The sequence below is a fragment of the Pseudomonas emilianonis genome (assembly GCF_023072625.1).
Lineage (GTDB): Bacteria > Pseudomonadota > Gammaproteobacteria > Pseudomonadales > Pseudomonadaceae > Aquipseudomonas > Aquipseudomonas paraveronii.
In genome coordinates this window covers 1-22,370 of the sequence record NZ_JAKNRV010000045.1, presented here as the reverse complement: position 1 = coordinate 22,370, position 22,370 = coordinate 1, and the positions used below count along the sequence as shown (strand labels likewise).

The following is a 22,370-nucleotide window of genomic DNA, read 5'->3' as shown; positions in this document are numbered from 1 at the left end:
CGCACTTCATGCGGTGTGCGGCGCGGGGTTCCTGGAGCAGGCGCTGCCGATTGAAATCGAACGCAATGGCTTGCGCCTGTGGGGGTGGGTGGGGTTGCCGACCTTTTCGCGCAGCCAGGCAGACTTGCAGTATTTCTTTGTGAACGGGCGGGCGGTGCGCGACAAACTGGTGGCCCACGCGGTGCGCCAGGCGTATCGCGATGTGCTGTTCAACGGGCGGCACCCGACGTTTGTGCTGTTCTTCGAGGTCGACCCGTCGGTGGTCGACGTCAACGTCCATCCGACCAAGCATGAAGTGCGCTTCCGTGATGGGCGCATGGTGCATGACTTCCTCTACGGCACCTTGCACCGCGCGCTGGGCGATGTGCGTCCGGATGACCAGCTGTCCGCGCCGATCGTGACGGCCGTGGTTCGCCCGAGTGGCCCGGAAGCCGGCGAGTTCGGCCCACAGGGCGAAATGAGCCTGGCGGGCAACCTGCTGCAATCGCCGCAACCGCAGCCGAACTACACGGCGCCGGGCTCGGGTTCGGGTTCGGGCTATCAGTATCAATACACTCCGCGTCCGCAATCGGCGGTGCCGGTAGCTGAGGCGCAGGCGGCCTACCGTGAGTTCTTTGCGCCGCTGCCGGGGGCCGAGCCGAGCGCCGTCGCCCTGCCCGAAGGGGGGGGTGATATTCCGCCATTGGGCTATGCGTTGGCGCAGCTCAAAGGCATCTATATCCTCGCGGAAAACGCCCACGGCCTGGTGCTGGTGGACATGCACGCGGCCCACGAGCGGATCATGTACGAGCGCCTGAAAATCGCCATGGCCAGCGAAGGCCTGAGCGGCCAGCCGCTGCTGGTGCCGGAGTCCCTGGCGGTCAGCCAGCGTGAAGCCGATTGTGCCGAAGAGCACGCCAGTGTGTTCCAGAAACTCGGTTTCGAACTGCAACGCCTGGGCCCGGAAACCCTGGCGATCCGCCAGATTCCCGCGTTGCTCAAGCAAGCCGAGGCCAACCGGCTGGTGGCCGACGTCTTGGCGGACCTGATGGAATACGGCACCAGCGACCGTATCCAGGCGCATATCAACGAGCTGCTTGGCACCATGGCCTGCCACGGTGCGATCCGCGCCAATCGCCGCCTGGCCTTGCCGGAAATGAACGGCCTGCTGCGCGATATGGAAAACACCGAGCGCAGCGGACAATGCAACCATGGCCGACCGACCTGGACCCAAATGGGCCTGGACGATTTGGACAAACTGTTCTTGCGCGGCCGTTGATGAGTGCCTTGCCCCCCGCGATCTTCCTGATGGGCCCCACGGCCGCCGGCAAGACCGACCTGGCCATCGAGCTGAGCAAAGTGCTGCCCTGCGAGCTGATCAGTGTCGACTCTGCCTTGGTTTACCGCGGTATGGATATCGGAACTGCCAAGCCTTCAAAGGAACTGCTGGCGCACTATCCGCACCGGTTGATCGACATCATCGACCCCGCAATGAGCTATTCGGCGGCAGATTTCCGCACTGACGCGCTGGCGGCCATGGCCGAGATCACCGCGCGCGGCAACATCCCGCTGCTGGTGGGCGGCACGATGCTCTACTACAAGGCTTTGCAGGAAGGCCTGGCGGATATGCCGCCGGCCGACGCCCAGGTGCGCGCCGAGCTCGAAGAAGAAGCGCTGCGCCTTGGCTGGCAAGCCCTGCACGACCAGTTGGCGGCGGTGGACCCGGTGTCCGCCGCGCGCATCCACCCCAACGATCCCCAGCGCCTCAGCCGAGCCCTGGAAGTCTGGCGGGTAAGTGGTCAGACCATGACCGAGCATCGGCAGCGACAATCTGCGCAAAGTGCTGACGCAGGCGCATCGGGGCGCTCACAATTGCCCTATACTGTGGCGAATCTGGCGATTGCTCCGGCAAATCGCCAGGTGTTGCATGAACGAATTGCACAAAGATTCACAATTATGTTGGAACAGGGGTTTGTGGACGAGGTCGTAGCACTGCGTTCAAGAGGTGACCTGCATCCCGGGTTGCCTTCGATACGTGCTGTAGGCTATCGCCAAGTCTGGGATCATCTGGATGGCAAGCTGACGTCAGCCGAAATGCAGGAGCGCGGCATCATTGCCACGCGCCAGTTGGCGAAACGCCAGTTCACCTGGCTGCGCAGTTGGAGCGATTTGCACTGGCTGGACAGCCTGGACAGCGACAATCTGTCACGCGCCTTGAAATACTTGGGAACGGTCTCCATATTGAGCTGAGTCCTTGCAATTGCCGTCTATCCTTGGGGGTGTGACGGCCATAAGCTATCTATTTTCCGATTTTTTATTATTGATCCTTAAAGGAGTGCGGCACATGTCAAAAGGGCATTCGCTACAAGACCCTTACTTGAATACTTTACGTAAAGAGAAAGTTGGGGTTTCCATCTACTTGGTCAACGGTATCAAGCTGCAAGGTACGATCGAGTCGTTCGACCAGTTCGTGATCCTGCTGAAAAACACCGTCAGCCAAATGGTTTACAAGCACGCTATCTCGACAGTTGTTCCAGTTCGTCCAATCCGTCTGCCTAGCGCGACCGATGGCGAACAGGGTGACGCTGAGCCAGGTAACGCCTGATAGGAGTCTCCTTTGTTCTTTGAGCGCCACGGTGGTGGTGAACGAGTGATCCTCGTTCACTTGGATGGACAGGACCCTGAGGCGCGCGAAGATCCGCAGGAGTTTCAGGAGTTGGCTAATTCGGCCGGCGCCGAGACCGTTGCGTTTTTTAACGTACCGCGTCATCGGCCAACCGCCAAATACCTGATTGGCAGCGGCAAGGTCGAGGAACTGCGCGACCTGGTCCATGCCGAACAGGCTGATCTGGTGATCTTCAATCACATCCTCACGCCCAGTCAGGAACGTAACCTCGAACGTGTTTTCGAGTGTCGCGTGATCGACCGTACCGGCCTGATTCTCGATATTTTCGCCCAACGCGCCCGAACCCATGAGGGCAAGCTCCAGGTTGAACTGGCCCAGCTTGACCACATGAGCACCCGGCTGGTGCGTGGCTGGACTCACCTTGAGCGCCAGGGTGGCGGTATCGGCATGCGTGGCCCGGGCGAGACCCAGCTGGAAACCGACCGGCGATTGCTGCGGGTTCGCCTGCGTCAGATCAAGGGCCGGCTGGAAAAAGTCCGCAGCCAGCGCGAACAATCGCGACGTGGCCGCAGCCGCGCGGATATCCCGACCGTTTCCCTGGTGGGTTACACCAACGCCGGCAAGTCCACGCTGTTCAACAACTTGACCAAATCGGACGTGTACGCGGCCGACCAACTGTTCGCGACCCTTGACCCGACCCTGCGCCGCCTGGAACTGGCGGACCTGGGGCCGATTGTCCTGGCCGACACAGTGGGCTTCATTCGTCACTTGCCGCACAAACTGGTCGAGGCATTTCGGTCTACGCTCGAAGAGTCGAGCAACTCCGACCTGCTGTTGCACGTGATCGATGCGGCCGAACCTGATCGCATGTTGCAGATTGAACAGGTGATGGTGGTGCTGGGCGAGATTGGTGCCCAGGACTTGCCCATCCTCGAGGTCTATAACAAACTCGATTTGCTTGAAGGCGTTGAGCCACAAATTCAGCGCGACGAAGACGGCAAGCCCCAGCGGGTCTGGTTGTCGGCGCGTGATGGCCGCGGTCTGGACTTGCTTGAGCAAGCGATTGCCGAGTTGCTCGGCAACGATTTGTTCGTCGGCACCTTGCGCTTGCCTCAGCGTTTTGCTCGACTGCGTGCACAGTTTTTCGAGTTGGGCGCGGTACAGAAAGAAGAGCACGATGAAGAAGGTGTCAGCTTGCTGGCCGTTCGATTGCCGCGCTCGGAGCTGAATCGGCTGGTCAGCCGCGAAGGCGTTATACCGACAGAGTTCATCGAACAACACACTTTGCAATAAAAGCCTGAGAAAGCGGTTGTGCCGCAGTAGCAGGCATTCTGTAGCATTGGTCGGCGCGCCGTGGGTGCGTCTTTGCTTTATCAGATGGAGAGCGCTATGGCTTGGAATGAGCCGGGTGGCAACTCGAATAATCAGGATCCTTGGGGTGGTAAGCGCCGCAATAATGGCGACCGCAAGGGGCCACCGGATCTCGACGAGGCCTTCCGAAAGCTGCAGGAAAGCCTGAATGGGTTGTTCGGTGGTGGAAAAAAACGCGGTGGTGACGATGGCGGTCGCACAAGCAAGGGTGGCGGCTACGGTCTGCTGGGCCTTGGGCTTGTCGTGCTCGCGGCTGTGTGGCTGTATAGCGCGGTCTACGTGGTGGACGAGCAGGAGCAGGCCGTGGTGCTGCGCTTCGGCAAGTACTACGAGACTGTCGGCCCGGGCCTGAACATCTATTTCCCGCCGATCGACAAGAAGTACATGGAGAACGTCACGCGTGAGCGTGCCTACACCAAGCAGGGCCAGATGCTGACCGAAGACGAGAACATCGTCGAAGTGCCGCTGACCGTGCAGTACAAGATCAGCAACCTGCAGGACTTCGTGCTGAACGTTGACCAGCCTGAGATCAGTCTGCAACAGGCGACTGAGAGCGCCTTGCGCCACGTGGTGGGCTCCACCGCGATGGATCAGGTGCTCACCGAGGGTCGTGAGTTGATGGCCAGCGAGATCAAGGAGCGCCTGCAACGGTTCCTCGACACGTATCGCACTGGTATCACCGTCACCCAGGTCAACATACAGAGCGCAGCCGCACCGCGCGAAGTACAGGAAGCCTTTGACGACGTGATCCGCGCCCGTGAAGACGAGCAGCGTTCGCGCAACCAGGCTGAAACCTACGCCAACGGCGTCGTGCCGGAAGCTCGTGGCCAAGCCCAGCGCATCCTTGAAGATGCCAACGGTTACCGCGATGAAGTGGTCTCCCGCGCCAAAGGTGAGGCGGATCGCTTTACCAAACTGGTCGCCGAGTACCGCAAGGCGCCGGAAGTCACGCGTGAGCGTCTGTACCTGGACACCATGCAGGAAGTCTTCAGCAACACCAGCAAGGTTCTCGTGACCGGCAGCAAGGGTGGGCAGAACAACCTGCTGTACCTGCCGCTGGACAAGATGATCGAAGGTGGTCGTAGCGGCGCCAGCGCACCGGCTACCGGTTCGAATGCCGCTGCCAACGAAGCGAGCGCCCGTGCGGCCGCTGACTTGCTGCAACAGCAAACACGTACCAGGGAGAGTCGTTGATGAACAATAAATCGCTGACAGCCCTGATTGTGGGCGTCGTCGTGGTCATCGCTGCCTGGAACTGCTTCTACATCGTGGCTCAGACCGAGCGTGCGGTGCTGCTGCAATTCGGTCGCGTGGTCCAGGCGGATGTCCAGCCGGGCCTGCATGTGAAAGTCCCCTACGTCAACCAGGTGCGCAAGTTCGACGCACGCCTGATGACCTTGGACGCACCGACACAGCGTTTCCTGACTCTGGAAAAGAAAGCCGTGATGGTTGACGCCTACGCCAAGTGGCGCGTCAAGGATGCCGAGCGCTTCTACACCGCGACCTCCGGCCTCAAGCAGATTGCCGACGAGCGCTTGTCGCGTCGCCTGGAATCGGGCCTGCGTGACCAGTTTGGTAAGCGCACCCTGCACGAGGTGGTGTCCGGTGAACGTGATGCGCTGATGGCGGATATCACTCGTTCGTTGAATACGATGGCGGAAAAAGAGCTGGGGATCGAAGTTGTCGATGTCCGGGTCAAGGCCATCGATCTGCCGAAGGAAGTGAACCGCAGCGTGTTCGAGCGCATGAGCACCGAGCGTGAGCGTGAAGCGCGTGAGCACCGCGCCAAAGGTAACGAGCTGGCCGAGGGTATCCGTGCGGATGCCGACCGTCAGCGTCGCGTACTGCTGGCCGAGGCCTATCGCGAGTCTGAAGAAGCGCGTGGTGATGGTGATGCGCAAGCCGCGTCGATCTACTCTAAAGCCTACGGCCAGGACCAGGAGTTCTACGCGTTTTACCGTAGCCTGCGTGCCTACCGTGAAAGCTTCGCGAGCAAAACCGACGTCATGGTGCTGGACCCGAGCAGCGACTTCTTCCGTTACCTGGAAAAGTCCAAGTAACTCAATGTTCACTCCCGTCGGGCGGCTAAAACGCCTGGCGGGGTGATCCTTTGAGAAAACGGGTGTATGATGCGGCAGCCGGGAAATTCCCGGCTTTTTTGCGTCTGCATGTTTGATTCGGCAGGCGCGACAGGTTTTTCGAGGAAAGTGCCCGACGAGGCCGTTTGCAGGCCGTTCGTCACGTCGCTCTTGCGCGTGGTTTATGCCAGGGGCGGGCATTTTCTGCTTCACTCAAGGCTCGGCCGAGGGTTGGCCGCCCGGATCATAGGGGAATGGCGTAATGGCAACGGTAGACCGCTGGCTGCTGCCAGATGGCATCGAAGAAGTACTGCCACCAGAAGCTGCGCGCATTGAAGTTGCGCGTCGCCAGGTGTTGGATCTGTTCCAGAGCTGGGGTTACGAGTTTGTCGTGACCCCCCATATCGAGTACCTGGAATCCCTGCTGACCGGCGCGGGCCAGGACCTGGATCTGCGCACCTTCAAGGTCATAGACCCGCAATCGGGCCGGCAAATGGGGTTCCGTGCCGACATCACGCCGCAAGTGGCGCGCATCGATGCGCACACCCTGCGTCGCGAAGGCCCGAGCCGTCTGTGCTATGCCGGCAGCGTGTTGCATGCAAAACCGCGGGCGTTGTCGTCGTCGCGCAGCCCGATCCAGTTGGGCGCCGAGTTGTACGGCGATGCCAGCCCGAGCAGTGACGTGGAAGTCATCAGCCTGATGCTGGCCATGCTGCAACTGGCTGACGTGCCGGATGTCCACATGGACCTGGGCCACGTTGGTATCTACCGTGGCCTGGCCCGTGCGGCGGGGTTGTCCGGTGAAGTGGAACAACAATTGTTCGATGCCCTGCAGCGCAAGGCGATCGATGAAGTCATCGCCCTGACCGAAGGCGTGCCGGCCGAACTGGCTGACATGCTGCGTGCGCTGGTGAACCTGTGCGGCGGCCGCGAAGTTCTGGACGCTGCCCGTGAGCGCCTGGCCAATGCGCCGGCGCCGGTATTGGCGGCACTGGATGACGTGCTGGCGATTGCAGGGCAGTTGTCGGCGCGGTTCCCGCAACTCCCGCTGTATTTCGACCTGGGCGAGTTGCGCGGCTACCACTACCACACCGGTGTGGTGTTCGCGGTGTTTGTGCCGGGTGTTGGCCAAGCCATCGCCCAAGGCGGTCGTTATGACGATATCGGCGCCGACTTCGGTCGTGCGCGTCCGGCCACCGGTTTCTCCACCGATTTGAAAACCCTGGTGACCCTGGGGCGTGCTGAGGTCGAGCTGCCGTCTGGTGGCATCTGGATGCCCGACAGTACGGATGCAGCACTCTGGCAGCAGGTTTGCCAGTTGCGCGGTGAGGGTCAGCGTGTCGTCCAGGCTTTGCCTGGACAGCCATTGGCCGCCGCCCGTGAAGCGGACTGCGACCGGCAATTGATTCTGCAGAACGGGCTTTGGCAAGTATCGCCACTGGCTTCTTGAGTTTTCCTGCCGGCCAACGCCGGCACCAAGTTTGCGCGAATGAGGACAAGTGTTATGGGTAAGAATGTCGTAGTCCTGGGCACCCAATGGGGTGATGAGGGCAAAGGCAAGATCGTTGATCTGCTGACCGAACATGCTGCCGCCGTAGTGCGCTACCAAGGCGGCCACAACGCTGGCCACACCCTGGTCATCGATGGCGAAAAAACCGTCTTGCACCTGATCCCGTCGGGCGTACTGCGCGAAGGCGTGCAGTGCCTGATCGGCAACGGCGTCGTGGTTGCACCGGATGCCCTGCTGCGCGAGATCACCAAGCTGGAAGAGAAAGGCGTACCGGTGCGCGAGCGCCTGCGTATCAGCCCTTCCTGCCCGCTGATCCTGTCCTTCCACGTTGCGCTGGACCAGGCCCGTGAAAAGGCGCGTGGCGAGCTGAAGATCGGCACCACCGGTCGCGGTATCGGCCCGGCCTATGAAGATAAAGTCGCACGTCGTGGCCTGCGTGTTGGCGACCTGCTCAACATGCCGCGCTTTGAAGACAAACTGCGCGAACTGGTGGAATACCACAACTTCATGTTGGTGGGTTACTACAAAGAACCAGCCATCGAATTCGACAAGACCCTGGCCGAATGCAAGGAATACGCTGAGCTGCTCAAGCCGCTGATGCTGGACGTGACCGCCGAGCTGCACGACCTGCGTCGTGCTGGCAAAGACATCATGTTCGAAGGCGCCCAAGGCTCGTTGCTGGACATCGACCACGGTACCTACCCGTATGTGACCAGCTCCAACACCACCGCTGGTGGTGTGGCTACCGGTTCGGGTGTTGGCCCGATGTTCCTGGATTACATCTTGGGCATTACCAAGGCTTACACCACTCGCGTCGGTTCGGGGCCATTCCCGACTGAGCTGTTCGACGAAGTCGGTGCGCACCTGGCCAAGCAAGGTCACGAGTTCGGCGCAACCACCGGCCGCGCTCGTCGTTGTGGCTGGTTCGATGCCGTTATCCTGCGTCGTGCTATCGATGTGAACAGCATCTCGGGTATCTGCCTGACCAAGCTGGACGTACTCGACGGTCTGGAAACCATCAACATCTGCGTCGGCTACAAAGATGCAGAAGGTAAGAGCGTTGCTCCGACTGACGCTGACAGTTACGTGGGTCTGCAGCCGGTGTACGAAGAAGTACCAGGCTGGACCGAATCGACCGTGGGTGCCAAAACCCTGGAAGAGCTGCCAGCCAATGCGCGTGCTTACATCAAGCGCGTTGAAGAGCTGATCGGCGCGCCGATTGACATTATTTCGACGGGCCCGGACCGCAACGAGACCATCGTTCTGCGTCACCCGTTCGCTTAATAAGCTGTTGATGTAAAAAGCAAAGGGCTCCTTCGGGAGCCCTTTGTCGTTTCAGTTCGCCAAACGGCACGACCCTTGCTGTATTTCCTTTTTTCGCGGTGCTATCAAATTAATGGCACCCGTGGTGGAGGGATTCCCGATGTCTGCCGTTCTCTCATTGTTACAAAGTCGTCTGTTGCGGCCGGTGTTCGTTACCCTAGGTATCGCTCTTTTGGTGCAAGTGCTGGTGGCGGTCGCTCTAACTCGGAGCACAGTCACGGCGCTGGAAGCTGATTTGGGCAATCGCCTAGGGGTCGACAGTCAGAAACTGTCCGGCGAACTGGCTCAGGCCGGCAAGGAAGTCACATCCAGCCTGGACAGCTTGTCCAGCAGTACCCGTCAGCGTCTGACAGCAGGGCTTTCCGCGCGCCTGCAGGAAGAGCAGAAGCAACTGCGTGCGACCCTGGAAAAAGACCTGCAAGACTCTGCTAATGACATGGCGCAACTGCTGGCCTCTGTGGCGCCCCGCGCCATGTGGGACAACGATGTGCCGACGCTGTCGGAGTTCGCCCGACGGGCCCAGCGCAATCCCAACGTGTTGTTCGTGGTGTATGACGACGCTGCCGGTGAGCATCTGACCCGCTATCTGAACCGGGAAAACCCGATCAACCAGGCGCTCCTTGCAAAGGGCGCGGGCGACCGCGCGCTGGATAAAGTGCTGGACGCCGCCAAGGCGGACGCTTCGGTGTACTACGTCGAAGCGTCTATCAGCCCGAACGGTGTCGAGATTGGCAAGGTCCGCATGGGCGTCTCGACCGCGTCGGTAGAGGCCGACCTGCTGGCGCTGGATAAGCGCTTTGCGGCACTGATTGCCAGCGGCGATCAGTTGGTGGGCGATAGCCTCAAGGGGGCTGCGGCGGATAGTGCTGCCGCCATGGGGGCGAGGTTGCAATCGGCGCAGGCGACCGCTACCCAGATGACCGCCAACACCACGAGTGTCGTGCAAGAAGCGGCGGGTACGCTGCGTTGGCGCATCGGCATGGGGCTTGCGGTGGTCGGTTTTGGTGTCTTGCTGCTGATCGCGGTGGTGCTCGGGCGGCGCGTGGTCAATCGTTTGAAACTGTTGATCGCAGCCATGGATGACCTGGCGGCGGGTGAGGGCGACCTGACCAAGCGCGTGCAGATCAACAGCAAAGATGAGATCGGCGACATGGCTTCGGCGGTCAATCGCTTTGTGGATAAGTTGCAGCCCATCGTGCGCGAGGCCGGCGATGTGGCGCAGCGTACCGGTGTGGAAATCGGCGCGATGACCTTGCGCAATGCCGGCGCCGACGCGGCGGCGGGTTTGCAGCGCGACGCAGTGGCCGAGAGCCTGCGCGCGCTGTCGCAGATGGCCGATGAGGCCCAGGCCGAAAGCCATGCGATGCAGGCTGCGCTGCAGCAGGTGGTGGATATTCGCCAGGCTACGGATGAAAACTCGCGCACGTCGGCTGAAGTCGGCAGCTTGATTGAAGCGCTGGCGGGGCAGGTTCAGGCCGGTTCCAAAGTCATCGAGCGCCTGGCGGCGCAAAGCGAGCAGATTGAAGTGGTGCTGACCGTGATCCACGGCATCGCCGAGCAGACCAACCTGTTGGCGCTCAACGCGGCGATCGAAGCGGCGCGTGCCGGTGAGACCGGGCGTGGCTTTGCGGTGGTGGCGGACGAGGTGCGCAAGCTGGCGGAAATCACCCGCAAGAATGCGGCGGAAATCGGCGTGGATATCGACCTGTTATCCGGCGAAATCCAGCGTGTTGCCCAACAGATTGAAGACCAGTCCAGCGGCGTCGGTGCCTTGCGCGAAATGCTCGATGCGCTGGAGGCGTCAAGCCGTGCGACGGAGGGGACTGCGCAACGGACCAAGACAATTGCGGATACGTTGACTGGGCTTACGCATGCGTAGACCCCCATGGGGTCAACTTCGGATGTTCGAGTAGCTGGAACAGAGTGTTCAGCCAGAGGGCTCGCGTGCAGGGATGATCGCGAGTTTCTGGCTGGGCATCCTTTAAGACTATGATGCGGCGCTCATCAGTGCCTTCCGTATAGCGTTCAAAATTCGGGGGATTGCAGGGCCCGATTATTGGCGCAACGGAAAGCAATTCAATGCACAGGTCGGGGCTAAAAAGCGACCCAGCGCAAGGTGCACACCACCGGAAACAATCGCTCAGCACCCGCTCAACGCCACCTGCGGCCGCTCGCCGGCAAAGAAAAACGGGCGCAACCGCACGCCGACGCTGTTGCCGATGAACGCCGCCACCAGCCACACCCAGCCATGCAGGCTGCCGGAGGCGATGCCGCTGAAGTACGCGCCGATGTTGCAACCGTAGGCCAGGCGCGAGCCATAACCGAGCAGCAGGCCACCGATCACCGCCGCCACCAGCGAGCGCGCAGGGATGTTCAGGCTGGGGGCGAAACGCCCGGCCAGGCCGGCAGCCAGGAGCGCACCGAGGACGATGCCGATGTCCATGACGCTGGTGATGTCTTCCCACACCGGCGCGGCCAGGGCCTTGGCATTGCCCGGTATTTGCCAGAACGCCCAATTGCCCACCTCCACGCCCAGGCCGCTCGCCACCTTGGCGCCCCACAGCGCGAACGCCGAGGTGATGCCCCACGGTCGTCCGGCCAGTGCCAGGGTCGCGTAATTGAGCAGAGCCAGGCCAATCGCACCCCACACCAAGGGCCAGGGCCCACGCAGAAAACGGCGCACGCCTCGGTGCTCGCTGGTCACCCCGGCTTCCAGTTGACCATGACGGGCCTTTTCCAGCCGCACGCTGACGGCTGCGATGAGGCCGAACACTGCCAGGTTCAAAAGCAACGCGGGCATGACCCCGAAACTTTTGACGATGGACGTCGCCGGCAACGCCGGCAGTGCAAACCACCAGCCCACATGGTGCGTGGCGATCAACGAACCACAGATAAAGAAGAACAGCGTCACCAACATGCGCGCATTACCGCCGCCCACGGTGAACAGGGTGCCCGACGCACAGCCGCCGCCCAACTGCATGCCGATGCCAAAAATGAACGCTCCGAACACCACCGACACCCCGGCCGGCGCTACCAGCCCGACCACCGGCTGGCCGAACAACGTGCCCGCCCCCAGCGCCGGGAAGAACAGCAACACCGCTATCGCCAGCATCACCATTTGCGCACGCAAACCGGCGCCGCGCCGGTCATTGATGAACACCCGCCAGGCCGAGGTAAAGCCAAAGGCCGCGTGGTACAGGGTCAAGCCCAGCGCTGCGCCGACGACCAGCAACAGCACCTGGCGCGCGCCGACAAGGTTATGCAGGAACACGGCGCCCAGCACCAGCAGCACAAAAGCCACCAGGGGCGCGACGGGCTTGCGCGCAGAGGTTGTGGAAAGAGAGGTGCTCATGAGGTATCTCAATTCGTTTGAAGGGATTTGATTACGAAGCCATCGAGTATAAACCGAGGGGTCGGTCTCCGGAGGAATCGGCATCCGAGCTGAAGGATTGTATAGGGGGACGGGGTATGCGATGATCCGCGAATCATAGGTAGGGGGGGTATATTGTGAGCCATATAGCGGCCAACAAAGACAGTCTGATCAAGCGTGTCAAACGCATTGCCGGTCAGATTCAAGCGGTGGAAAGAGCACTGGAATCGGACAGCGATTGCGCCAAGACCCTGCACCTGGTGGCCGCCACTCGCGGCGCCATCAACGGTTTGATGGAAGAAATCATCGAAGAACATGCCCGCGCGCATGTGGCGGACCCATCCCTCAGCGAGGAAGAACGTAACCAGGGCGTCGAAGAGCTGCTTGAAGCCATTCGGCGGTACTCCAAATGAGCCTCGATCACACGCACGGTCACACCCACGAGCATGTCTTCCTCGGCGCGGCTCACGAAGAAAACGCCAAGCGCACCTTATGGGTGGTGATGCTGACGGTAGTGATGATGGTCGCGGAAATCGCCGCCGGCGCCCTGACCGGTTCGATGGCCCTGCTGGCCGACGGTTTTCATATGGCCACCCATGCGGGTGCGTTGGGCATCGCCGCCGCGGCCTACGCCTATGCCCGGCGCCACGCATCCAGCCCGCGCTTCAGCTTCGGCACCGGCAAGGTCGGCGATCTGGGCGGTTTTGCCTCGGCGCTGATCCTGGCGCTGGTGTCCCTGGGCATTGGCATCGAGTCGATCATGCGACTGCTGCAGCCGACCGAGGTGCAGTTCGGCACGGCGACGCTGATTGCCGTGGTGGGGCTGGTGGTCAATATCGTCAGTGCGCTGTTGCTCGGCCACGGTCATAGCCATGGGCATGACCACGAGCACGAACATGCCCACGGCCACCATGGCCACGATAACAACCTGAGATCCGCCTACGTGCATGTGCTCGCCGATGCGCTGACCTCGGTGCTCGCGATCGCTGCGTTGCTGGCGGGGCGGTATCTGGGTTGGGTCTGGCTGGACCCGGTGATGGGCATCGTCGGCGCCATCGTGATTGCACGCTGGGCCTGGAGCCTGATGGGCGTAACCGCCGGCGTCCTGCTCGATCAGACCGACGAGCATGTTGCGGCGGAGATCCGGGAACTGGTGGAACAAGCGGGCGACGCGACGATTACCGACTTGCACGTCTGGCAGGTAGGGCCAGGTGTGCATGCGGCAATCGTGAGCGTCGTCGGCCACGCCACAGCGGATGCCGACAGCATTCGCGAACGCCTCAAACCGGTGCATGAAGTGAGTCACCTCACCGTCGAGTTTCGCACGCTCGATGCAGCGTAGCGACGACGCCGGGCGACTCGCCCCCTTACGAGCGTCCGACTGACCCGGAGACCGGAAGATTACCGAGCAACTTCAGCCCGGTACTCTTCACGAACGCGTCATAGTCCATCGGCCGTTGGATACGCGTCTGCGCGTTGGGCAGCACGCAAGCCCAGGCGCGTTGCGACGAGGCGTCGTACACCAGCTTGAAAAGGCGCGTCGGCACCCAGACCTTGTTGTCGCCGATGGTGCCGTAGCCTGGGTCGAACAACGGGCCGGTGAACACAAACACATCGCCGCCGGCGCGCTTGGCGAACTTGCGCACATCCGCCTCGACCTTGCTCCAGATCTTACGGTTGTTGACAGGGTCTTGCGGCACCATGTTCGACAGCGCAAACGACTGTGCCATGGCATGGGCGTTCGGTGCGTCGGCGGCCGGGGATTGGTGGCCACGGTCGACGGCCGGATGCTGGCTGCGGTAGTCACTCAACTCCGCGCGCCCACCCTTGGGGATACGCGGGTCGGGGTAGAACAGGTTGGTGCGTTCCTCGCCCTTGGCATCCTGCAACTGCGCGGCATTCAGGCGCTCGACCACCACCAGCGGCGTCTTGCTGGTCTGCGAATAGAGCACCGCAAAATTGTCGGAGCACAGGGCCAGAGGGCGCATGCCAGCAGGCACGGTGGCGGTGTTGATGGGTTTCGCGGCGGGGAAAAGATCGGCACAGCCATCAAAGGACGCGCGTTGCTCGGTGGCGGTATAGAGGTTGGGCAGACTGCGGGCGTGGGCCCCGGTCGAGAGCAAAACAAGGGCCGACAACCCGACTGCAATGTTGCGTAAGTGCATGCTTTAGATCTTTTTGGTAAGGGTAAACGGATGACCACCGACGGTGGTGCGGGGGCTGTTGACCGTGAGAAACCAGGTTAGTGCCGCAGGGCGGCCCCTGCTCTATGCTTGGGCCGCGAGTTGCAGCCCTCCTGCACAGACAATTGCGCTCAATGGACGGCAAAAATCAGCGTTTGATTGATATGACCACCTTGGCGATTCTGAACACCGGTCTAAACTCCACTACCCAATCATGCTCCGCAAGGGAGTCAGCGTGCCATGCAGTCCACCCTCAAACTGCTCGATCAACCCACCCGATATATGTTCTTCACCGGCAAGGGCGGCGTCGGCAAAACGTCGGTCTCCACCGCGGTGTCAATCGCACTGGCTGACGCAGGCAAGAAAGTGCTGCTGGTCAGTACAGACGCCGCCTCGAACCTTGATGAGATGCTCGGCGTTGAGCTGAGCAATCAACCTGTCGCGGTGCCGCACGTGCCTGGAATGTTCGTGCTCAATATCGACCCAGGGACCGCAGCCATTGACTATCGGGCGCGGGTGGTCGAACAAATGGGCGATCAGGCCAGCGATGAAGACATTGCCCTTGTGCGCGAGCAACTCTCAGGGGCATGCACGACCGAAATCGCAACCTTCGATGAATTCTCGCACCTGCTGTCGCAGGGCAGCGCGGCCTACGAGCACATCGTGTTCGATACCGCGCCCACGGGGCACACGCTCAGACTGTTGAGCCTGCCAAAAGCGTGGAGCGGCTTTTTGAAGGGCAACGATCGTGGCGCATCATGCTTGGGGCCACACTCGGGCTTGAAAATGCAGGAGCAACTGTTCAATCAGGCATTGGCGGCGCTCAACGATCCAGCCCTGACCACTGTTGTACTGGTGACCCGCCCTGATAAAGGCGCGCTCGGCGAGGCGGCACGCTCCAGCGATGAGCTGCGTGAATTGGGCCTGAAAAACCAGCGCCTGGTGGTGAATGCGGTGTTTAAACGCAGCAATTTGCATGACCCGATCGCAGCAGCGATCGAGGCCGTAGGCCAGCAGGCGCTCGACGAGATGCCCGCGTCACTGCGTCAGCTTTCAGCCGACTACATCCCACTCAAGGCAGTCGATTCCGTAGGCCTGCCCGCGCTTCGCGCACTGCTGACCCCGGAGCTTGCTCGCCGAGCCAGCACTGCAACCCCGGCACCGGCACCGGCACGCCTGGAATATCACGCACTCTCGGAGTTGATTGCCGAGTTAGCTCACGACCAGCACGGCTTGATCATGGTCATGGGCAAAGGCGGTGTGGGCAAAACCACCATTGCCGCCGCCATCGCATTGGGCCTCGTGCAGCATGGCAAGTGCGTGCACCTGAGTACAACAGACCCTGCCGCACATCTGGCGGTAACCCTCAACGCCGAGGTGCAGGGACTCAGCGTCGGCCGCATCGACCCTAAGGTCGAGACCCAAAAATACGTGGACAAGATCATCGCTTCCCGCGCGCCAGGTATGACGGAAGACGAAATAGCCTTGCTCATCGAGGATCTGCGATCCCCCTGCACCGAAGAGGTCGCGGTGTTCCACGCGTTCTCCCGCGTGGTTGCTCAAGCCAAAAGCGCATTCGTGGTATTGGACACCGCCCCCACCGGGCACTCCCTGCTACTGATGGACGCCACAGGCGCCTATCACCGCCAGATGGTTCGCGAATTCAAAGGCAAAGCCTCGGACCACATCGTCACGCCACTGATGCGCCTGCAAGATGCGGACTACACCAAAATCATCCTCGTGACGCTGCCCGAAGCCACGCCGGTGTCTCAGGCGGCGGCGCTGCAGGATGACTTGCGCAGGGCCAACATCGAACCGTTTGCCTGGGTGGTCAATAAGTCGCTACTGGCCACCGATACGACAGACCCGCTGCTGCGAGCGCGCCTGGAGAGCGAGCGTAAACAAATGGCGAGGGTGGCTGACGAAACCAAGCATGCCGTCATCGTGGTGCCCTGGACGGCGGAGCCGCCGGTTGGCGTCGCCGGGTTGAAGCGCCTGTTGGACTGAAGCGATACTCGGCGAACTCATGCTGTGCGCCTGGATTGCCGGAGCAAATCCAAAGCCCAAAAAAGCCTGCATCGCTGCAGGCTTTTCTCTGTCTGGCACGCCCCGGACTCGAATAGAGAAACAAGCATCTGTTTTGCAATGAGACCCTGCTGATGTATATCCCTACGATTATCCCAATCAAGTTCGTACTTTATGCAAAGCACGGCAGCAGCAAGACGTAGGCCCGTCTGTGCTGGATTTGGCCCGGCGGGTTATCGATCAGAACCGTATTTATCGCCAGACAGTCTTTAGACCCGCTCTTAGCGTTGATACAAAGCTTTCCAATGACGGATCTTTCTCGGCGTGCTGCTTAAGCCTACCGATGAAAATCCACTCATATTCGGCCCAAAAAATTCGAATCGTTTTGGGTGATTTGCAGTCGAATACAACTTGATAGATTCTTGTTTCTCGCTGCTGAACGACGACGCATTGCTCATGGCAAACCAATACTCGTTGCCCTGGTTCCAGGGTCGGAGCATTCAGCGGAAGGCGCTTCTCAATTGCTGTTTTGCGCATGATGACTGCCGTCCTTAAAATTCAAAAACCTTACGCGTTGCATCAAAAGCAAGGGAGATCCGCTGTTGCGAGGCGCTCATCTGGAGCCTTTGCGCATGACGCCCTATGGGGTCTTCAACAATCACGCAAAACCGGCCGCAGGGTCGTGCACCTTTAAAGCCACGCCTTGGGCGGACCTCCTCGGCCCCTCGTGGCTCAGGTGCCTCGACAATCCTGCTCATGACTAGCCTCCAGCGGCTCATATGTGCATAATATTATCATGCAATGATAATAGAAAGGCAATCGACTCGCCCCTGCTTCAGACAGGGGCGAGGTCTTTTAATCAATTGCGGGGCGGCAAATACATGCATGAGAACAGCAATACGTGAGCGCTTGGAGACCCGTATGAAACGTGAGGACGTAAAAACCAAATACGCTGAAGGCATTCAGTTTGATACCCATTTGATTGCCAACCCGGCCAACACCCAGGAGTGGATCGTCTTCTTTAAAAAGGATGCAGGAAGAAGCTTCTTCCTAGTCAATGACAACGAAGAAATCGAACCCTTCCGGTACCTTGATGATTTGATTCATGAACTGCGAGAAATCGGTATCAAGGTTGCTGAAATTCACTTTTGAATTGTTTTCCTTGGAGTGTCGTCATGTCCGTCAAAATCGAGCAGCTGTCTAGCCAGAGTGAACCGCTATGGTCTGTGTGCATTGGAGCCAGGCGCATTCAATTTCGCAATGAGCAGGGTGCAAAAGATTACGCAGAAAAGCTAAAGGAGCGTATTGAAGCCCCGCACTCATTCCCTCGCACATTGTCGTCCGCCGACAAGCGCGATAGCAGCAAACAATAATATTTAATGAATTTCTATTAACGCTAACGTTACGACAACACAGTATTGCTACTTCCGTAGCGCGCCGTGGAACTTAGTCAGTCAAATTGATTTTCATGTTGCACAGCGCTCGACGGTGCAAGAACGCTGAGGGATGGCCGGATCGGCCCGTGGGGCATAAGAAGATTTAGCCCGGCAGGCTGCCCTCGGGGTACGTCAGCGTAGAACACACGCAGAAAATCGCCAGCTCGTAGTGAGCTGGCGAATCGGACGACGCGCGTGATTCCTGATGCGCTATTTAGCCACGCACGTAGGCCACCAAGGCGTCAGCGAACGACTCAGTGGTGCCGGCCCCGCCCATGTCGGCTGTCACTTGATCACGGGAGTTTTCCAGAACAGCGCGGATAGCGGTACGCACGCGTGTCCCCTTGTCCACCATGCCCAGGTAATCAAGCATGTCTGCGGCAGCCAACAACAATGCGCATGGGTTCGCGATGTTCTTGCCGGCGATGTCCGGCGCCGAGCCATGGACCGCTTCGAAGATGGCCGCATCGGCGCCGATGTTGGACCCCGGCGCCAAACCCAAGCCACCGACCAGGCCTGCGCACAAGTCTGAAAGGATGTCGCCAAACAGGTTGGTTGTGACGATGACATCAAATTGATGGGGATTCATCACCAACTGCATACAGGCGTTGTCGACGATCATCTCGTGGAATTCGATTTCCGGATAATCCGCCGCAACTTCACGCGCCACCTCAAGGAACAACCCGGAGCAAGACTTGATGATGTTGGCCTTGTGCACCGCGGTCACTTTTTTACGGCCTTTGCTACGAGCCAGCTCGAACGCGTACCGCACGATGCGTTCGGAGGCTGTGCGCGTTACGCGAATGCTCGCCAGAGCAACTTCGCCGTCCTCAGAAATACTTTGCCCTTCTGGCAGGTACGCCCCTTCGGTATTTTCGCGCACCGTGATGATATCGATATCTTCGAAGCGTGAACGAGTACCAGGGAAACTGATCGCCGGTCTGACGTTGGCGTAGAGATCGAAGTGGCGGCGAAGGTGAACGTTGATCGAGGAGAAGCCGCGGCCAATCGGCGTGGTCAGAGGGCCTTTGAGTGCGACACCGTGTTTGGCGATCGTCTCGATGGACACGGGCGGCATCAGTTGCCCATGCTGCTGCAAGGCCTCCAAACCGGCCTCAACGAAGTCATACTGAAGATTGCAGTCAAGAGCATCGAGTACGCGTAGCGTCGCTTGCATGATCTCGGGGCCGATGCCGTCACCCTTGATGATTGCGATGGTTTTGCTCATGGTCTCTTCCTTAACAGCGCTTTGTCAGCCTGCTGTTTTGATGGGGGCATTGAGACTGGTGTCACGAGTCTGCTGATAGGCATTGACTGTCTGACGGCTTTCACCGCGGCAGAGTGCCGTGTGTCATCCTCCGCGCCGTGACTGCGCAGGTCATCACGGATCAATTGACGAGCGACCTGAGTGGGTGTCAGCTCTCGCGTCGCACAAAACGGGCATGAACGCGGCTGCTACGAGCGAGCGCCCGGATCAAGCGTGCAGTCATTTGCTCCACCGATAACGCGCATAACATTAACATACAATGCTAATTCCACGTGGTGGAAAGCAGCGTTTTCCCGATGAGACAAAGGTCTTAGAACGCCTGTGCGTGGCAGGGCCAGGTCGCTTTTAGGCAGGCATAAAAGAAGACGAGTTGTGGCTCGGATCATTCAAGAACGGATGATCTTGCAAATGGCGGGCTGTCGATATTCAGGCGCTGCGGCGGCCGGATGTCCGCCGAGTGCGACAGCTGCCAACCGTGCAAAAGGTCGTGCAACTGCCGCACATCAGCCTGACGGACCTCCGCTTACAGCGGGTAGTGCGCCGGGTAATGCAGCTTCGCAACACCGGTGTCGATAGCGGCCTTGGCCACTGCGCCGGCGATTGCACCGAGCAGGCGAGCATCGAGTGCTTTGGGGAGAATGTAATCGCGCCCAAACTCAAGCTTATCGACATTGAATGCTTGCAGCACTTCCACAGGGGTTGGCTCTTTGGCCAATTGGCGCAGTGCTTCCACTGCCGCAATTTTCATCGCTTCGTTGATCCGGGTTGCCCGAACATCCAGGGTCCCGCGAAAGATGAACGGAAAGCCCAGAACGTTATTAACTTGGTTCGGGTAGTCAGAACGGCCGGTCGCCATGATCAGGTCATCACGTGTGGCCATGGCCAGTTCGTAGCTGATTTCAGGGTCGGGGTTTGAGCAGGCAAACACGATCGGCTTGGGAGCCATCGCCGCCAGCGCTTGCGCCGGAAGAAGATTGGCTCCAGACAGCCCCACAAACACGTCAGCACCGCTCATGGCTTCCATCAGCGTAAGAGGGCCACCGTCGTTAACGAATTGTGCTTTGTATGGGTTGAGGTCTTTGCGGGCGGAGTGGATGACACCGGTGCGATCGACCATGTACAGATTGCTTTTTTGCGCGCCAAGACTGAGCAGCAGGCGCATGCAGGCCGTGGCTGCGGCACCCGCGCCGAGGCAAACGATTCTCGCGTTCTCCAGCGTTTTGCCCTGAATCTCCAGCGCATTGAGCATACCGGCCGCAGTGACGATGGCGGTGCCGTGTTGGTCGTCATGGAAGACCGGGATGCTGCACAGCTCGATCAGGGCTTCTTCGATTTCAAAGCACTCAGGGGCTTTGATGTCTTCCAGATTGATGCCACCAAAGGTGTCAGCAATACGCACGACGGTGTCGATAAAGGCCTGGGAACTCTCAGCATTGACTTCGATATCGATCGAGTCGATGCCGGCAAAACGTTTGAACAGCAACGCTTTGCCTTCCATGACCGGCTTACTGGCCAAGGGGCCTAGATTGCCGAGGCCCAAAATGGCCGTACCGTTTGTGATCACGGCCACCAAATTGCCTTTTCCGGTAAAGCGATAGGCGTTCTCCGGGTCCCTCGCGATTTCGCGAACGGGCTCGGCTACGCCTGGGCTGTACGCCAGTGCGAGTTGGGCGGCGGTGTCGGCAGGCTTGGTCAGCGCAATGCCGATTTTTCCTGGGGTTGGGAATTCATGGTAATCCAGTGCAGCCTTTTTGAAGTCGGTAGTCATGCGAGCCCCTAATTAGACGTTGATTACAATCCTATGCTAACACTATTATAATGGAAGGCAATGAGGTCCTGAGCCACAGACCAGGGCCAAATTGCCGGTTTGAATGCTGCTGATGAAGGGGTTTATCAGCCGTCAGACTCACTCTATTGGCCCTAAGACTTCAGGGCGGGCCTGTATTTTTTGGCCAATAGAGCCCTCCTATGCTTGAACCCGTCTTAGGCCACCTTGTGTGGCCATTTTTTTTGCGCGCACGAATACCCAATGCGCCACGACCTAAGCGCGGCACATCGGAATTCAGGGGTTTCTCATTGCGTCTTGGGCGCTGACCCACGCACTTCGACAATCGCGCGAATGGAATTCAGGGAACAGGATGGGGGGGGTGTCGATTCTTTCTTTAACAGAGCTCAATCTTTACAGACATGATCAACCTTCCTGAGTGCAGCTGTCAGAAATGAACTTCGGCGGACTTGATACCCAACTCGCGAAGCTCATGGATCAGATCATCGAGGCGTCCAAATGACTCCACTTCCTCATTGTCATTGACCAGAAAATAGCTTCTCCCTGCATCCTTCTTGAACAGAATGATCCACTCGTGCGTGTTGGCCGGATTGGCTATCACGTGGGTGTCGAAGTGCATGCCTTCCCCGTGGTTGGTTTTGACATCTTCGCGTTTCATGCGGGGTCTCCGGGCATAGGGTTCAGCTCTCTGAGCACTGATTCTAGAGCGTCTCAGGTGTTGTGCCGAGGCTAGACCAATTGCTTTGCTATTATCACATCGTGTGAATAGTATGCACATGCCACCAAATCGAGGCTAGTCATGATTGCGATACGAGAAGCGTGGAAAGCGGGCTTGTTAGGGCGCGAGCACTGGCTTCGAAATATCGTCTCAGGGGTCATCGTCGGCGTCGTAGCGCTGCCCTTGGCCATGGCATTTGCCATCGCCTCCGGCGTCAAGCCGGAACAGGGGATCTACACGGCCATTGTGGGTGGCTTGCTGGTTTCGCTGTTCGGCGGAAGCCGGCTTCAGATTGCTGGCCCCACAGGGGCGTTCATCGTCATTCTGGCCAGCGTGACAGCCAAGTACGGCGTTGATGGCTTGCAGGTCGCGACAATGATGGCCGGGGCAATTCTATTACTGCTCGGTATCACCAAACTTGGCGCGCTCATCAAGTTCATCCCTGACCCCGTTATTGTTGGATTCACTGCCGGCATCGGGGTGATCATTTGGGTTGGCCAATGGAAAGATTTTTTGGGCTTGCCGAAAATCAGTGGCGAGCATTTCCACGAGCGGCTGTGGCACCTCATCCAGGCATTCCCCAGCCTTCATGTACCCACGACACTGTTAGCCCTGCTGAGCCTGGCACTGGTGATCCTCACACCCAGACTGCCCGGCGTAAAGCGCGTTCCTGGCCCACTGATCGCCATGGTCGTGGT

Annotated in this window: 19 protein-coding genes and 1 pseudogene; 15 read left to right on the top strand and 5 right to left on the bottom strand. The window is 59.6% G+C overall.

Annotation, left to right across the window (positions count from 1 at the left end):
* The 9 genes and pseudogenes from mutL to L9Z73_RS07740 all read left to right on the top strand — a co-directional run.
* Positions 1-1,258 (top strand): DNA mismatch repair endonuclease MutL (gene mutL / locus L9Z73_RS07780; RefSeq protein WP_247398218.1); only part of this gene is annotated, 1,258 nt, incomplete at its 5' end.
* A complete protein-coding gene (miaA, locus tag L9Z73_RS07775; protein WP_247398216.1) occupies positions 1,258-2,229 on the top strand; it encodes a tRNA (adenosine(37)-N6)-dimethylallyltransferase MiaA in 972 nt (323 codons plus the stop codon). The genes mutL and miaA, both read left to right, overlap by 1 nt.
* Positions 2,230-2,323: 94 nt before the next feature.
* Positions 2,324-2,584 (top strand): RNA chaperone Hfq, encoded by a 261-nt coding sequence (gene hfq / locus L9Z73_RS07770; RefSeq protein ID WP_017849756.1) that lies wholly within the window; start codon positions 2,324-2,326, stop codon positions 2,582-2,584.
* Between the two features lie 12 nt (positions 2,585-2,596).
* Positions 2,597-3,898, top strand: coding sequence for a ribosome rescue GTPase HflX (gene hflX / locus L9Z73_RS07765; RefSeq protein WP_247398214.1), 1,302 nt, complete (start codon positions 2,597-2,599; stop codon positions 3,896-3,898).
* 96 nt (positions 3,899-3,994) lie between these two features.
* The gene (gene hflK, locus L9Z73_RS07760) at positions 3,995-5,170 is read left to right on the top strand and encodes an FtsH protease activity modulator HflK (RefSeq protein ID WP_247398212.1); all 1,176 of its coding nucleotides are present in this window, start codon (positions 3,995-3,997) and stop codon (positions 5,168-5,170) included.
* Positions 5,170-6,036, top strand: coding sequence for a protease modulator HflC (hflC, locus tag L9Z73_RS07755; protein ID WP_247398201.1), 867 nt, complete (start codon positions 5,170-5,172; stop codon positions 6,034-6,036). The genes hflK and hflC overlap by 1 nt, the downstream gene beginning before the upstream one ends.
* 280 nt (positions 6,037-6,316) lie before the next feature.
* Positions 6,317-7,504, top strand: coding sequence for an ATP phosphoribosyltransferase regulatory subunit (locus L9Z73_RS07750; protein WP_247398199.1), 1,188 nt, complete (start codon positions 6,317-6,319; stop codon positions 7,502-7,504).
* A gap of 54 nt (positions 7,505-7,558) precedes the next feature.
* Positions 7,559-8,848, top strand: a complete 1,290-nt coding sequence (locus tag L9Z73_RS07745; protein WP_247398197.1) for an adenylosuccinate synthase — start codon at positions 7,559-7,561, stop codon at positions 8,846-8,848.
* 139 nt (positions 8,849-8,987) lie between these two features.
* Positions 8,988-10,733 (top strand): annotated as a pseudogene (locus tag L9Z73_RS07740) (methyl-accepting chemotaxis protein); the annotation flags it as partial.
* Positions 10,734-11,027: 294 nt separating this feature from the next.
* On the opposite strand, the gene L9Z73_RS07735 reads toward L9Z73_RS07740, so the two are convergent.
* Positions 11,028-12,239: a YeeE/YedE family protein gene (locus tag L9Z73_RS07735; RefSeq protein WP_247398194.1), complete on the bottom strand. Its 1,212-nt coding sequence runs from the start codon at positions 12,237-12,239 to the stop codon at positions 11,028-11,030.
* A 155-nt stretch (positions 12,240-12,394) separates the two neighbouring features.
* Here L9Z73_RS07735 and L9Z73_RS07730 point away from each other — a divergent pair, with 155 nt between their 5' ends.
* Positions 12,395-12,670: a metal/formaldehyde-sensitive transcriptional repressor gene (locus L9Z73_RS07730; RefSeq protein ID WP_017849380.1), complete on the top strand. Its 276-nt coding sequence runs from the start codon at positions 12,395-12,397 to the stop codon at positions 12,668-12,670.
* On the top strand, positions 12,667-13,599 hold the full coding sequence (gene dmeF / locus L9Z73_RS07725) for a CDF family Co(II)/Ni(II) efflux transporter DmeF (protein WP_247398191.1): 933 nt from the start codon (positions 12,667-12,669) through the stop codon (positions 13,597-13,599). The genes L9Z73_RS07730 and dmeF overlap by 4 nt, the downstream gene beginning before the upstream one ends.
* Positions 13,600-13,624: 25 nt before the next feature.
* Here dmeF and L9Z73_RS07720 read toward each other — a convergent pair whose 3' ends face one another.
* On the bottom strand, positions 13,625-14,422 hold the full coding sequence (locus L9Z73_RS07720) for a DNA/RNA non-specific endonuclease (RefSeq protein ID WP_247398173.1): 798 nt from the start codon (positions 14,420-14,422) through the stop codon (positions 13,625-13,627).
* A gap of 300 nt (positions 14,423-14,722) precedes the next feature.
* Between L9Z73_RS07720 and arsA the strand changes: the two genes are divergently transcribed.
* From arsA to L9Z73_RS07705, 3 genes are all read left to right on the top strand, one after another.
* Complete coding sequence (gene arsA, locus L9Z73_RS07715; RefSeq protein WP_282598548.1) at positions 14,723-16,447, top strand: arsenical pump-driving ATPase; 1,725 nt, start codon at positions 14,723-14,725, stop codon at positions 16,445-16,447.
* Positions 16,448-17,386: 939 nt separating this feature from the next.
* On the top strand, positions 17,387-17,617 hold the full coding sequence (locus L9Z73_RS07710) for a hypothetical protein (protein WP_017845892.1): 231 nt from the start codon (positions 17,387-17,389) through the stop codon (positions 17,615-17,617).
* Positions 17,618-17,640: 23 nt separating this feature from the next.
* On the top strand, positions 17,641-17,838 hold the full coding sequence (locus L9Z73_RS07705) for a hypothetical protein (protein ID WP_247398169.1): 198 nt from the start codon (positions 17,641-17,643) through the stop codon (positions 17,836-17,838).
* A gap of 277 nt (positions 17,839-18,115) precedes the next feature.
* On the opposite strand, the gene L9Z73_RS07700 is transcribed toward L9Z73_RS07705, so the two are convergent.
* From L9Z73_RS07700 to L9Z73_RS07690, 3 genes are all read right to left on the bottom strand, one after another.
* Complete coding sequence (locus tag L9Z73_RS07700) at positions 18,116-19,129, bottom strand: isocitrate dehydrogenase (RefSeq protein WP_247398167.1); 1,014 nt, start codon at positions 19,127-19,129, stop codon at positions 18,116-18,118.
* A 562-nt stretch (positions 19,130-19,691) separates the two neighbouring features.
* Positions 19,692-20,936 (bottom strand): malic enzyme-like NAD(P)-binding protein, encoded by a 1,245-nt coding sequence (locus tag L9Z73_RS07695; protein WP_247398165.1) that lies wholly within the window; start codon positions 20,934-20,936, stop codon positions 19,692-19,694.
* 445 nt (positions 20,937-21,381) lie between these two features.
* On the bottom strand, positions 21,382-21,612 hold the full coding sequence (locus L9Z73_RS07690; RefSeq protein ID WP_198717600.1) for a hypothetical protein: 231 nt from the start codon (positions 21,610-21,612) through the stop codon (positions 21,382-21,384).
* A gap of 141 nt (positions 21,613-21,753) precedes the next feature.
* On the opposite strand from L9Z73_RS07690, the gene L9Z73_RS07685 reads away from it, so the two are divergent.
* On the top strand, positions 21,754-22,370 hold a 617-nt coding region (locus L9Z73_RS07685), incomplete at its 3' end, for a SulP family inorganic anion transporter (RefSeq protein WP_247398163.1).

Coding starts and splice junctions, on each gene's coding strand:
- L9Z73_RS07710 (WP_017845892.1), top strand. CDS start 17,387: ATGAAACGTGAGGACGTAAAAACCAAATACGCTGAAGGCATTCAGTTT.
- L9Z73_RS07745 (WP_247398197.1), top strand. CDS start 7,559: ATGGGTAAGAATGTCGTAGTCCTGGGCACCCAATGGGGTGATGAGGGC.
- L9Z73_RS07720 (WP_247398173.1), bottom strand. CDS start 14,422: ATGCACTTACGCAACATTGCAGTCGGGTTGTCGGCCCTTGTTTTGCTC.
- L9Z73_RS07695 (WP_247398165.1), bottom strand. CDS start 20,936: ATGACTACCGACTTCAAAAAGGCTGCACTGGATTACCATGAATTCCCA.
- L9Z73_RS07690 (WP_198717600.1), bottom strand. CDS start 21,612: ATGAAACGCGAAGATGTCAAAACCAACCACGGGGAAGGCATGCACTTC.
- arsA (WP_282598548.1), top strand. CDS start 14,723: ATGTTCTTCACCGGCAAGGGCGGCGTCGGCAAAACGTCGGTCTCCACC.
- L9Z73_RS07735 (WP_247398194.1), bottom strand. CDS start 12,239: ATGAGCACCTCTCTTTCCACAACCTCTGCGCGCAAGCCCGTCGCGCCC.
- dmeF (WP_247398191.1), top strand. CDS start 12,667: ATGAGCCTCGATCACACGCACGGTCACACCCACGAGCATGTCTTCCTC.
- hflK (WP_247398212.1), top strand. CDS start 3,995: ATGGCTTGGAATGAGCCGGGTGGCAACTCGAATAATCAGGATCCTTGG.
- miaA (WP_247398216.1), top strand. CDS start 1,258: ATGAGTGCCTTGCCCCCCGCGATCTTCCTGATGGGCCCCACGGCCGCC.
- L9Z73_RS07705 (WP_247398169.1), top strand. CDS start 17,641: ATGTCCGTCAAAATCGAGCAGCTGTCTAGCCAGAGTGAACCGCTATGG.
- L9Z73_RS07700 (WP_247398167.1), bottom strand. CDS start 19,129: ATGAGCAAAACCATCGCAATCATCAAGGGTGACGGCATCGGCCCCGAG.
- hfq (WP_017849756.1), top strand. CDS start 2,324: ATGTCAAAAGGGCATTCGCTACAAGACCCTTACTTGAATACTTTACGT.
- L9Z73_RS07750 (WP_247398199.1), top strand. CDS start 6,317: ATGGCAACGGTAGACCGCTGGCTGCTGCCAGATGGCATCGAAGAAGTA.
- hflC (WP_247398201.1), top strand. CDS start 5,170: ATGAACAATAAATCGCTGACAGCCCTGATTGTGGGCGTCGTCGTGGTC.